Origin of the sequence: Yersinia sp. 2553 StPb PI (assembly GCF_052217105.1) — a bacterium.
Classification (GTDB): Bacteria; Pseudomonadota; Gammaproteobacteria; order Enterobacterales; family Enterobacteriaceae; genus Yersinia; species Yersinia enterocolitica_E.
The window spans coordinates 2,681,165-2,694,861 of the sequence record NZ_JAZGPX010000002.1; the positions used below are offsets into that span (position 1 = coordinate 2,681,165).

A 13,697-nucleotide genomic window follows, 5' to 3' on the forward strand; every position below is an offset into this window, starting at 1 on the left:
GCTTTTAATCGCTATCACTGCTGGCTAACGATTAAGTTAGCGCTCACCAACACCACGCCACAAAGTGACACTCTCGCCAGCCAAGTGCAGATTGACGCCTGACTCAGTGCCATCCAGCTCAGATGAGCCTTCCAGACGCAGCCACTTAGCGACATTGAGTAAAGGGGATGCTGGCAACGAAACATTGATATCACTAATACGTTGTATCGCGACCATCACTCGTTCACGTTGGTAGCTACGAATAAACACCAAAGTGTCACCATTGGCATAAACCACCTGACAACCACCACGCCGCAGCGCCATGCTTTTGTGCCGTAGAGCCGCCAGTCGTTGGCATAACTTCAATAGGTCATTATCCCACTGAGCCTGATCCCACGGGAAGGGTTTGCGGCAGAACGGATCATTGCCACCATCAACACCAATTTCATCGCCATAAAATAAGCAAGGCACACCAATCCAGCTAAATAACCACACCAACGCCATCTGCATCCGGGCTTTATCATTATTTAGTAGCGTGATAAAACGAGCAGTATCATGGCTGTCCAGTTGATTAAATAAACGCAACTGATGGCCGTGCGGCAATCCGGCTCGGTACTCATCCATCCAGTAGGCACAATCCTCAGCGTTGAGTTTTATTGGATGATAAGCCACATCCTGGCCCGCTAAAAAGCCACGCACCGGTAATGCAAAACCCATGTAATTCATTGCCGAATCTTCTACACCGGCATGTAACCAATTACGTGCATCACCAAAGTGTTCCCCCAGAATATAGGCCTGCGGATTTTCTTCTTTTGCTGCCTGATAAATACCGGCTAAATGGCGCAAATTCCCTTTTGCTCCGCCCTCCTCCCCCAACATATGCACCACATCTAACCGCCAACCATCAATGCTGTAAGGGGGGCGTAACCAATAACGCACCACACTATCGTCGCCCCGATAGATTTGATTTACCACGTCCTCACTCGCGAAGTTGAGTTTTGGCAAGCTGGCATTACCTTTCCAATCCAACGCTCGCCCATCGGGGAAGAAATTAAACCAGCCCCGATAAGGTGAGTCCTGATGATGACAAGCCCCATTATCCCCTTGCTGGTGCCTATCAAACCAATGATGGGAATCACCGGTATGATTAAACACCCCATCAAGTACCAATTTTATGCCGGCCTCACGGGTAGCCAGACGTAATTGCAGAAAAGCCGCCTCGCCGCCCAGATAGGGATCTATCTGATAATAATCTTGCGTATCATATTTATGTACGCTGGGTGCGGTAAAAATTGGATTTAGATACAACGCAGTAACGCCAAGCTGTTGCAAATAAGGGATTTTTTGGCTGATACCCGCCAGGTCACCGCCATAGAATGTTGAAGCGGCATTAGTGTCATCCAATGGTTGTTGCCATGCACGACGAGCCACCGAATGACCCGCAGCGTGATGATGATAACTCGCATTTTGCACGCCGTGCCCACCCTGACTACTGGCAAACCGATCGGGGAATATCTGATAAAAGACTTGGTCGGCCACCCAGTCAGGGCCACTGTCGGGCATATCAATGGCAAACTGAGCCAGTTGCGCCGGAGGAACCCGCGAGAATCCCAGCGGGCCGAACCATTGTTGGTCGTCATCCCATAACAGTTTAAAACAGTAGCGCCGTGTAGGTTGCCCTTCATGTAAAGGCAGCGTCGCGCGATAACACCAAAAGCCATCACGCTGTTGGCCTTTCATCGTCAGTAGCCATTCTTCATTATCCGGTTCGCAGCGTAAGAAAACCTGTGCTGGTAATGTGTCGCCATGCAACCATTCGCCATGCAACCATAAAGTAATCTGTAATGCGTCGCCTCGCTGACGAACAAAAGGCGGGACCGGAAGATGCCAACCACTAAGCATAAAATTCTCCTGCGTTAACCAAAACCATTCCTGTTAAGGCTATCTGGTGCAGACATTAACGCCGCGACACATTCACCTGAGATAGGCGATTTATCTGAATATACAGCTCGCCGATATAAATAATGTCATGTAGTGGCTGCTTCCCCCTCATCTGTCACTATAAATATCAGGGATGAGATTGGGGGAGGAGAAGTATGTAGGTAAATAGCAGAATGCCCCAGATTGTATAGAGCAAAAAAAGCCGAGAAATCTCCCGGCTTGATAGTAGGTATTGACTCAGTATTACTCAGTTTCTTTGGCAAGCTCTAGCTGTTTCTTTTGATGGCGCACTTTCAAGTAATACCCCACCAACAGCAATGCAATCCACACTAACCCTACATACAGTGAAATGCGGGTTGTCGGGAACCAGCCAATCAGAGCGATGATAAACACCAGGAAAATGATTGCCAGCACCGAAGTAAAGGTGCCGCCACGCAGTGGGAAATCCAGCGCCTTAATCTGTTCTTTGCTTAATGAACGCCGGAAACCAATCTGGGAAAACAAAATCATGATCCATACCCATACAGTGGCAAAAGTCGCCAGCGATGCGATAACCAGGAATACATTTTCCGGCATGATGTAGTTCAGATAAACCGCAATCAGCATGGCAAACATCATCACCAACACCGTCACCCAAGGCACACCACGCTTGGATATTGCCGCAAAGGCTTTTGGTGCGTGGCCCTGTTCCGCCATTCCGTTCAACATACGCCCGACACCAAAGACATCACTGTTAATGGCAGATAATGAAGCGGTGATCACCACAAAATTGAGAATACCTGCCGCAACGGTAATCCCCATATGCTGGAAGGTCAGTACAAATGGGCTACCGTTCGTGCCCACCTGATTCCAAGGGTAGATAGACATGATGACAAACAGGGTCCCGACGTAGAACACCAGGATACGCCACGGCACTGAGTTAATTGCTTTCGGAATGGAGCTTTTTGGATTTTCCGCTTCTCCGGCGGTAATACCAATAATCTCAATACCACCATAAGCAAACATCACCAGTTGCAATGATAGGATCATGCCGACGAAACCGTTACTGAAGAAGCCGCCGTTAGTCCATAAATTATGAATACCGGTCGGCTGTCCACCGTTACCAATACCCCAAATAATGATACCAAACCCGGCCAGAATCATGATGATGATGGTGGCAACTTTAAAGAATGAGAACCAGAACTCCAGCTCACCGAAGACTTTGACACTCATCATATTAACTGCGCCAATAATCAGCACCACACTCAGCACCCATACCCAATGAGGCACGTCCGGGAACCAGACCCCCATATAGATACCGAAGGCGGTCACATCAGCAATAGCAACAATCAAAATCTCAAAGCAATACGTCCAGCCGGTGATATAGCCCGCCATTGGCCCAAGGTAATCTTGTGCATAGCGCGAGAAAGAACTGGCCTGTGGGTTATTCACTGACATCTCACCCAACGCACGCATAATGATAAATGCCACCACGCCACCGATCAGGTATGCCAATAACACACTAGGCCCTGCCATTCTTATCGCATCAGCCGAACCATAGAATAAGCCGGTACCTATTGCTGACCCTAATGCCATAAAGCGGATATGACGGGTCGTCAGGCCCCGTTTCAGCTTATTTTTGACTGGTAATTCCATGTACATTGCCCCGTCTTTTTTCAGCAAAAAGCCACGGGGATGAGCCGTGGCTAAAAAAATCCTATAACTGTGCCGTTATTGCTTAGCAGCAACTTCCTGGCGACAGCAGAGGCGATCGTACAACCCTACGACGACGAATACCAGCAGGGAAGGCGATAACCACGCCAGACCTTGTTCAGCCAATGGCAGATGCTGAGTCCATTCAGGCAGGAAGTGCGCGAACGTAGAAGCCTTCACCGCATCAAGAATACCGAACAGCAAACTAACCAGCATAACCGGAGCCACGATACGTGAGGCATGATGCCACCAGCGCAAAGTAAAGCTCATCAAAACCAGCACGATGCATGGTGGATATATAGCTGTCAGTACCGGAATGGAAATCTGAATTAGGTGACTCAAGCCCAAATTCGATACCATCATTGAGAAGATACCGAGAATGAATACCAGCGCCCGATAAGACAGCGGCAAGTACTGAGCAAAGAATTCAGCACAGGCACACGTTAGGCCCACAGCGGTCACCATACAGGCAATGAAAATCAATGCGGCCAGGAACACACTGCCCAAACCACCAAAGGTGTGCTGAACATAAGCATGCAACACGACTGCGCCATTCTGTGCGTCAGGCGTCAGGCTGCCACTGCCACTGCCAAGTTTAAACAAGCTCAAGTAAACGAGCGTCAAACCGATACCGGCAATCAATCCTGCCCAAATGGTATAGCGCGTCAGCAGCCCTGCGGAAACCACTCCACGCGAACGGGCCGCATTGACGATAACGATACCAAAGACCAAGGCACCTAAGGTATCCATGGTCAGATAACCATTAACGAAACCGGAGGAGAAAGGCACGTTCTGATAGGCATCAGTGGCTGAAATCAACGGACCGGCAGGCCAAATCAACGCCGCGATACCCAAGATAGCAAGCGCCAGAATTTTCAGTGGGGCCAGAATATGACCGACGGTGTCCAGCAAACGCCCCGGATAGAGCGAAATGCCAATCACCAGCGCGAAATAAACCACACTATAAATAAACAGCGGCAACGGGCCATCACCAGTCAAAGGGGCGATGCCCACTTCGAAGGAAACTGTTGCGGTTCGTGGCGTGGCAAACAGTGGGCCGACAGCCAAATAACAGACGGTAGCCAGTACCAAACCAGCACTACGGCCAATTGGGCTACTCAGGGCATCAATCCCCCCGCCCACCCGGGCCAGTGCGATAATGGTAATAACCGGTAAGCCAACCGCGGTTATCAGGAAGCCAAGAGCTGCCCACCATACATGTTCACCCGATTGTAAACCAACCATCGGCGGGAAGATGATGTTGCCAGCTCCAACGAATAAGGCGAAGGTCATAAAACCTAATGCCATAATATCTTTAGACGATAAACGATGACTCATAGTGATGTGCGTTGCCTAGTTAAATGACCAAAAGGAAAAGTTCTAAGTTGTGGTCTTTCCTACGTGATCGAAACGATACAAAGCTCTGATAAACGCAAACTCCGGCGGTTAATAAGCAATCTATTTCGTCAGTATGCAGTGTTTTTGAAGTTATTTGCAGGTGGAATAGGCCAACAACGGCGCTAAGTAGACCGTTTATAGCGGAGAAAGGCAAGTCGGGATCATAAAAGCAGAGCCATCATCCAGATAATGTTATCAAACCAGTTAATCATGCCATGTTTTAAGAAATACACGCCATATGATTTGTATTATTTGTAGCCAGTCGTTAACAATTTACCGCCAATCTGGTGACGAATACTCAGGAGAGGTTGATCATTTTACGCACAGAAATGATGCAAGATTGCATAGGCAAAAAACGACGACTGAAACACCTTAATCAGTAAAACCTAACGCTTTTCGGGTGTGAATCAGTATCTCGGGAGGCAGGGGGAGATAACCGTCATGGGTGACCCTCTTTTGCCCCTCAGGTGATAGAACCCGCTCAAGGAACGCCGCAGTCAATGGCTCCAGTGGCTGGCCCGGAGCTTTATTGATATAAATATACAGATAACGTGATAAAGGGTAGCGGCCATCTTTAACATTCTCAGGAGTTGGCATCACAAAATCTTGCCCCACCGCCGCCAGTGACAACGGTTTAACACCACTGTTACGAAAACCAATACTGGCATAGCCAATGCCATTCAATGAGCCAGCCACCGCCTGTACCACAGAGGCGGACCCTGGCAACTCATTGACATTATTTATAAAATCACCATCGCACAGTACCTTATGTTTGAAGTATCCATAGGTCCCCGAAGCTGAGTTCCGGCTATAACGTTGTAAGGAACGCGCCGCCCACGCCCCTTCCAATCCCAACTCACCAAAGCGCTGAATCTGGTGTGGCTCTCCACATCGGCGATTTTGCGAAAAAATAGCATCAAGCTGAGGTAAAGTCAGTTTGTTCAGTGGGTTATCCTGATGAACAAACACCACCAATGCATCAACTGCCACAGGAACTGCCAGTGGCGGATAGCCATAACGTTGAATAAATGCGTTGATCTCACCCGCTTTCATTGGGCGGCTCATCGGACCAAGCTGGGCGGCACCGACAGCTAACGCCGCAGGGGCAGTAGAGGAACCTGCCGCCTGAATTTGCAAATTAACACCAGGATAGTGATGATTAAAATCATCTGCCCACAAGGACATCAGATTGGCTAAGGTGTCAGAACCCACACTGGAGAGGTTGCCTGATAAGGTATTGGTGGCAGGCACGGAAGCCATCGGCAAAACAGCAACCGGAGGGGAAAATACCGCTTCAGATTGCGCTAAAACGGCATGGCTAAACCATAGCATGACATGCAACAACGTCAGTTTTGCCCATTTCATCAGCTTGGTATCCATGCAGTTTTTAGGATTTGACTGCATTCTCGGCTAAAACTGCGGGAACAATCAATCGATTCGGCAAGGTAAAGATAAATCGAGTCCCCAGACCGACTTCGCTCATGACCTCTAAACGTGCATCGTGATGACTCAATGCATGTTTCACAATTGCCAGCCCTAATCCACTGCCCCCCGTTTGCCGTGATCGGGCTTTATCCACCCGATAGAACCGCTCCGTTAGCCGTGGAACATGTTCAGGACCGATTCCCGGCCCATTATCGCTGACCTGAAATTGTGCACCTTGTGGCGTTTGCTGCCAACACACCTCAATTTGGGTACCAACAGGCGTGTGATTGACGGCGTTATAAACCAGATTTGATACCGCACTGCGCAGTTGGTCTTCGTTACCAAACACTTTTAATTGGTCGTTAACCCGGAAGGTAATCTCATGTCGTCCGTTACTGAGAGCCTGAACTTCATGCTGTAACACTTTCAGCATCAACGGAATATCCACCCGCTCATTCATATCCACATTAGGTGCCGCTTCAATTCGTGATAGCGTCAAGAGCTGTTTTACCAATCCATCCATTCGCTTAGTCTGCTCTTGCATGGTCCCCAGTGCTTTATCCCGTAATGGCCCAACCAGCTCTTGGTCATTCATCATTTCCAGATAACCTTGCAACACCGTCAGTGGCGTACGCAATTCATGACTGACGTTGGCAAAGAAATTACGCCTTGCACCTTCCAACTGCCGCATCTGAGTAACATCACGGGCAACCATCAATAATTGCCCTTCTGAATAAGGCATCACACGAAATTCGACGTAATAACCATTGTTCAGTTGCAGAGTCAACGGGCGGGAGAACTCTTGTTGTTGCAGATATTGGCTGAATTCCGGGTAGCGCAATAAATTAAGGATATGTTGGCCGTTATCCTCCGGCCAACGAAACCCTAACAACTGCTGAGCTAAACCGTTACACCAGAAGATATTGCCATCAATTGTGGTAATAACTACCGCGTCAGGCAATGATTCGGCACCACTGCGGAAACGTTTGATAAGCAAAGCCAGTTCGCGCCGACGCCGACGATTTCGCAACTGCATTTGGTACAAGCCGTAAAATAAAGGCTCCCAGCTCCAGCGACCAGCAGGTGGTGTCATGCTACGGTCTAACCACAACCAGTGAGATAACTTAAGTTGATTATAGAAATTCCAAACCAGCGCCGCGACAGCTGAAATCAGCAATAGCCACGGAAGATAGCCGATGAAGGCACCCAGGAGTAATGCAGGCAGACAAAAAAGAGCCAGCTCGAGAGCCAGCGTTTTCCATGATAAGCGTTCTAACACAACGAATTCTCCGGCACTGAAAACTCAGTAGCGCGTTGAGAAACGGTATCCAGTTCCCCGGACAGTTTGTACCATTCTGTCATGACCATCAATTTCAAGCGCCTTGCGTAGCCGACGAATATGCACGTCAACCGTACGATCTTCTACATAAACGTTAGTGCCCCAAACATAATTAAGCAACTGTTCACGGCTGTAAACGCGCTCCGGGTGGGTCATAAAGAAGTGCAATAACTTAAACTCGGTCGGCCCCATATCCAGCGCTTGCTCATTGGCCATAACCCGATGTGAGGAAGGATCAAGGCTTAGCCCTTGCATTTCAATAACTTCCTCAACAGCCATCGGCGATATTCGGCGCATCACTGCTTTAATACGCGCAACCAGCTCCTTCGGCGAAAACGGCTTGGTAATATAGTCATCTGCGCCCACTTCCAAACCGCGCACCCTATCCTCTTCTTCGCCACGGGCCGTCAGCATCATCACCGGAATATCTCTGGTCAACGCTTCACGTTTCATATGTTTAATGAACTGAATACCCGAGCCGCCAGGTAACATCCAGTCCAACAACACTAAATCAGGGAAAGGCTCCGACAGACGAGTTACTGCGCTGTCATAATCTTCGGCTTCTAATGGTTGGTAACCATTCTGTTCCAACACAAAGCACACCATCTCACGGATTGGCGCTTCATCTTCCACCACAAGTATGCGTCTTGCCATCATCAACCCTGCCAGTATGTTAGTGGTCACTATTTGATTTCGGGAGCCATTATGCGTCAGTTTTGTGACATTTTTATGAAAAACATCACGCTTCTACTAGCAATAAGCATAGTGATAAATTTCATGATAATTGCAAAACACAGCAGTCAAGTTTGCGAGACGTCTCGGAGATTTTCCTCCTAGCCTTTTTTTAGCCGCGACATCCGGCGGGCAGCGTTTATAATCAGCGCCATTATCTTTGACTGATAACCTGCCGTGCGGGAGATTTATGCGCATTATTCATACCTCTGATTGGCATTTAGGCCAGCATTTCTTCACTAAAAGCCGCGCTGCTGAGCATCAGGCATTTCTGCACTGGCTCATTAATCAGATCGAAGAAAATCAGGTAGATGCGCTAATTGTAGCAGGTGATATCTTTGATACTGGCTCCCCGCCCAGTTACGCCCGTGAGCTATATAACCGTTTCGTGGTTGAGCTCCAACCCACTGGCTGTCAGTTAGTGGTATTGGGGGGTAATCACGATTCTGTGTCAACACTGAATGAATCACGGGGTTTGCTCTCTTATCTCAATACCACCGTTATTTCGTGCGCCAACAGCAATCTCGATCAACAAATCATTATTCTAAAAGACCGCCAACATCAACCTGCGGCTCTGCTGTGTGCGATCCCGTTTTTACGGCCAAGGGACTTAGTCACCAGTCAGGCGGGTGAATCTGGAGGGCAAAAACAACTGGCTTTACAAGAAGCGATCGCGGGCCACTACCAGGCACTGTATCAGCGGGCGGTTGAATTGCGTACCGAACTGGGTTTGCTACTGCCCATTATTGCCACCGGGCACCTGACTACCGTTGGCGTCACCACGACAGACTCGGTTCGCGATATCTATATTGGTACATTGGATGCTTTCCCCGCGCAGGCATTTCCACCAGCAGATTACATTGCTTTAGGCCATATTCATCGCGCCCAGCAAGTGGCTAAAACTGAACATATCCGTTATAGCGGCTCCCCCATTGCTCTCAGTTTTGATGAATTGAGCAAGGAGAAAAGCGTCTATCTGGTGGAATTCCACCAACAGGCACTGGCATCAGTTACCCCTCTCTTCATCCCACAATTTCAGCCAATGCAATTAATTAAAGGGGATTTAGCGCAAATAGAGCAGCAACTGGCTCAATTCTCTGAGCATCAAGGCTTACCCGTATGGCTAGATATAGAAGTTGCCACCCAAGACTATCTTACTGATATCCAACGCCGTATTCAGGCTCTGACCACAGAGCTACCGGTTGAAATTGTATTGTTACGTCGCAGTAAAGAACAACGTAACAACAGTATCGAGCGGCAGGAAAAAGAGACACTCAATGAGCTGAGTGTTACCGATGTGTTTGAACGCAGGCTGGCGCTGGAGCCAGACTTAGCCGAGCCGCGCCAACAGCGGATGCGTCAAATGTTCAATCAGGTGGTTGATGACATCACGCAAGATAAAGATGCCGCACAGGAGCAGCCTGCATGAGGATTTTAAGCTTACGTCTAAAAAACATTAATTCTCTGCAAGGGGAGTGGAAGATAGATTTCACCGCCGAACCTTTTGCCAGCAACGGTTTATTCGCTATCACTGGCCCGACAGGCGCAGGCAAAACCACACTGCTGGATGCCATATGCCTTGCGCTATACCACCAAACACCACGTTTGACTGTCACGCCCAGCCAAAATGAGCTAATGACACGCCACACAGCGGAGTCACTAGCCGAAGTTGAGTTTGAAGTAAAAGGCATCTGCTATCGTGCATTCTGGAGCCAGCGGCGGGCAAAAAACAGCCCGGAAGGCAATCTGCAAGCCCCTAAAGTTGAGTTGGCGCTATGCGACAGCGGTAAAATCCTGGCCGATAAAGTGCGTGATAAGTTGGAGATGGTTGCAGCGATCACCGGCCTGGATTTTGGCCGTTTCACTAAATCAATGATGTTATCGCAAGGGCAGTTTGCTGCTTTTCTCAATGCCGATGCCAATGACCGTGCCGAATTATTGGAAGAGCTAACGGGGACTGATATCTACGGGCGGCTATCTGAATATGTCTTTGAGCAACATAAACAGGCCAAGGCCAATCTGGATGCTTTACATCAACGTGCCAGTGGTATTGAACTGCTCAATGAAGAACAGCGCTTGGCATTAACGCAACAAATCGATGATCTCCACCAACAAGAAAAGCAGCTTGTTTCAGCACAATCAGCGAGTCAAAACCAAATAAACTGGTTAACCGGCTGGCAAAGACAGCAACAGAATCTACAAGAATATCAGCAGCAGCAAACAATTATTGAACAAGAATATCAGCAGGCACAACCTGAATTACACCGGCTGGCCCGTAGTGAACCGGCTGAGAAGTTGCGCCCTTTACTGCGTGACTGCTCACTCAGCCAACAGGATGCACAACAGACACAACTGCGTATCACCGCGCTGACCCAACAGCAGCAACAGCTTCAGAGCCAACTAACCCCCCTGGCTCAAGCTCTGGAACAAGCCAATACCGCACGCCAACAACAGGCGGCCAAGCAGCATGAACAAGAAACACTGATTGAGCAAAAAGTGGTACCGCTGGATAACCTTATCGCGCAACAACAGCACTCATTAGCGCAATTTGCCACTCAATTGCAGCAATTGCGCGGCAAAGAACAACAAGGTAGACAGCAACTTGAGTTAAATGAGCAGCAGTTGCTAAAGACGCATCAGCGCCTGCAACAATTAGCTGAATATGCACAGCAATATCCCCACCATCAACACTGGGTTAAGTACCTACCGTTATGGCGCGAACAGTTCCGCCAATTGCACATACAGCACCAGCAGTCAGTGGCTAACGAGCAGCAATTACAGCAGCAAGCCTTATTACTGAGCAGCTTGCAACAGCAAGCGACCACATTAAATGAGCAGGATAAACAGCAACAGGCCGTATTAGTACACGCGGCCTCGCAAGCAGGTAGCATCCAGCAGCAATTAGCAGCATTCGAGCAGCAACAGCCCACAACACAATTGCGCCAACAACTTGACGAGTTGCAGCAACAGCGACCGGCCCGGCAACAACTCGCCACATTATCGCCTTTAGCACAACAAGTTCAGGCACAGCACGATAAACAACAGCAACAATTCACCAGCCAACAGCAGCAATTAAAACAGCTTGAACAGCAGTTAGAAGAAAAACGTCAGCGCTACAAACATCAAAAACAACATCATGCTGATCTGGAAGCCTTGTGGGAACGCGAAAATCAGATAGTCAGACTGGAAGCGGAAAGAGCCAAACTCCAACCGGGAGATGCCTGCCCACTATGTGGCGCATTGGATCACCCCGCTATCACTGAGTATCAGGCGGTAAAACCGTCGGAAACAGCCGAACGCCTCGAGAAACTGCGCCGTCAGGTTGAACAACTCGCCACTGAAGGCTCAGAATTAAGCGCACAAAAAAACAGTATGCAGCAACAGCAGCAGCATCTAGAGCAAGAGTTACAGCACAGCCGCCAGCAATTGGCCGATTATCAACAGCGCTGGCAGCTGCTGGCGCAACCTCTGGCGTTGACATTTGCATTACATGAACATGCAGCATTAATGGATTGGCTGGAACAGCAGGAACAATCAGAGCAACACTGCCAGCGGAAATTGGCTGAATATGAGCGAATAAACCAGCAATACCAACAAGCTAAAGATGCTCTGGCTCAAGCAGAACAACAGCAGCAAAAACACTTGCAACAACTGGCATTAATCACTCAGCGCCAGCAAGATACTCAGCAAGCCCAACAGAAACTGCAGTTACAGCATCAACGCCAGCAAGATGATTTAACTCAGATGCGCCAAGACTTCAATAATAGTTTGGCTGATTTATCATTATCAGTACCAGCAGCAGACCAGCAGCAGAGTTGGCTGACTCTGCGGGAAGAGGAACACCAGCGTTGGCAGCAGAATCAGCAAGAACAACAACAGTTGGTTCTGGGGCAAAAAACACTGGAAACGCGGATTGAAGAAGAGCGTCGCCATTTACAAGAGTGCATTGACCAGTTATCGGCGCTCACCCAACAACACCAACAGGCTGAAACCCTATTACAACAACAGAGTCAGCAACGTCAGGCACTGTTTGGTGATATCAGTACTACTGAGGCTCGTCAGGTGTTGCGCCAACAACAACAGCAAGCTGAGTTGATACAACAGAATGCGGCAGAAATCCTGCAACAGACTCAGTCCCAGCTAAACCGATTAACGGGGGAGCTGGCGGGCTTAGAGCAACAATATCAGCATAATCAGCAGCGCGCTGCCACCGCTCAAGCTCAATTACAGCAAGCACTGGCGATCAGCGAGTTCGAGGACGAAGCCGCCTTAAACGCCGCACTGCTGGATGAAGAGGAAAGGCAACGTTTGCAGCAATTAAAACAGCAATTGAGCGAACGACAACAACAAGTCAACATCCGCCAGCAACATGCCAGTGAAGCGCTGGAGCAACTATTACAGCAGTGTCCGGCGGGTGTCGATAAAGCATCTGAATTGGTAGTATTGCAACAGCAATCAGAGCAATTGTTGATGCAACTAAAGGCCAATACATTACGGCAAGGCGAGTTACGCAATCAGTTAGAAAGCGACACAGCGCGCCGTAGTAACCAGCATGCACTGTTTGAGCAAATTGAGCACAGTCAGCAGCAATATGAAGATTGGAGCTATCTCAATTATTTAATTGGTTCCAAAGAGGGTGATAAATTCCGCAAATTTGCTCAGGGTCTGACACTCGATCATCTGGTCTATCTGGCAAACAACCAGCTCAGCCGCTTACATGGCCGCTATTTGTTACAACGCAAAACCAGCGATGCATTAGAGCTGCAAGTTGTGGATACCTGGCAGGCGGATGCAATACGAGATACCCGCACCTTGTCTGGGGGCGAAAGCTTTTTAGTCAGTTTGGCGCTTGCTCTGGCGCTGTCGGATCTGGTCAGCCATAAAACCAGCATTGACTCTCTGTTTCTTGATGAAGGCTTTGGTACGCTCGATGCTGAAACACTGGATACTGCACTGGATGCTCTGGATAGCCTGAATGCGTCGGGCAAAACCATTGGAGTCATCAGCCATGTTGAAGCAATGAAAGACCGGATTCCAGTGCAGATTAAAGTGAAGAAAGTCAACGGACTGGGCGTTAGCCGCTTAGACAGTATCTTTCAGATAAAATAGTGTCACGCAGCTAAAGTAAAACCGCATATTAAAACGTCATTAACAGCAAACGAGTAAGTCCCGATGAGCTTACACAAGTAAG

At 48.7% G+C, this 13,697-nt stretch carries 8 protein-coding genes; 2 read left to right on the top strand and 6 right to left on the bottom strand.

Going from position 1 to position 13,697, the window contains the following annotated elements:
* Positions 1-36 precede the first annotated feature (36 nt).
* The 6 genes from malZ to phoB all read right to left on the bottom strand — a co-directional run bounded on the left by malZ (position 37) and on the right by phoB (position 8,428).
* On the bottom strand, positions 37-1,881 hold the full coding sequence (malZ, locus tag V2A84_RS13930) for a maltodextrin glucosidase (RefSeq protein ID WP_083160077.1): 1,845 nt from the start codon (positions 1,879-1,881) through the stop codon (positions 37-39).
* Positions 1,882-2,163: 282 nt separating this feature from the next.
* Positions 2,164-3,555, bottom strand: coding sequence for a proline-specific permease ProY (proY, locus tag V2A84_RS13935; protein ID WP_083160079.1), 1,392 nt, complete (start codon positions 3,553-3,555; stop codon positions 2,164-2,166).
* A gap of 75 nt (positions 3,556-3,630) precedes the next feature.
* Positions 3,631-4,950, bottom strand: coding sequence for a branched-chain amino acid transport system II carrier protein (brnQ, locus tag V2A84_RS13940; RefSeq protein ID WP_083160081.1), 1,320 nt, complete (start codon positions 4,948-4,950; stop codon positions 3,631-3,633).
* 432 nt (positions 4,951-5,382) lie between these two features.
* Positions 5,383-6,375 (bottom strand): PstS family phosphate ABC transporter substrate-binding protein, encoded by a 993-nt coding sequence (locus V2A84_RS13945; protein ID WP_372568758.1) that lies wholly within the window; start codon positions 6,373-6,375, stop codon positions 5,383-5,385.
* Positions 6,376-6,397: 22 nt separating this feature from the next.
* Complete coding sequence (gene phoR / locus V2A84_RS13950) at positions 6,398-7,714, bottom strand: phosphate regulon sensor histidine kinase PhoR (protein WP_083160085.1); 1,317 nt, start codon at positions 7,712-7,714, stop codon at positions 6,398-6,400.
* A gap of 24 nt (positions 7,715-7,738) precedes the next feature.
* Positions 7,739-8,428: a phosphate response regulator transcription factor PhoB gene (phoB, locus tag V2A84_RS13955; protein WP_025377384.1), complete on the bottom strand. Its 690-nt coding sequence runs from the start codon at positions 8,426-8,428 to the stop codon at positions 7,739-7,741.
* Between the two features lie 268 nt (positions 8,429-8,696).
* Between phoB and sbcD the strand changes: the two genes are divergently transcribed.
* Together sbcD and V2A84_RS13965 are read left to right on the top strand one after the other, a co-directional pair.
* Positions 8,697-9,935, top strand: a complete 1,239-nt coding sequence (gene sbcD / locus V2A84_RS13960; protein ID WP_083160087.1) for an exonuclease subunit SbcD — start codon at positions 8,697-8,699, stop codon at positions 9,933-9,935.
* The gene (locus V2A84_RS13965; RefSeq protein ID WP_083160089.1) at positions 9,932-13,615 is read left to right on the top strand and encodes an AAA family ATPase; all 3,684 of its coding nucleotides are present in this window, start codon (positions 9,932-9,934) and stop codon (positions 13,613-13,615) included. Before sbcD ends, V2A84_RS13965 begins: the two co-directional genes overlap by 4 nt.
* Positions 13,616-13,697: the final 82 nt, after the last annotated feature.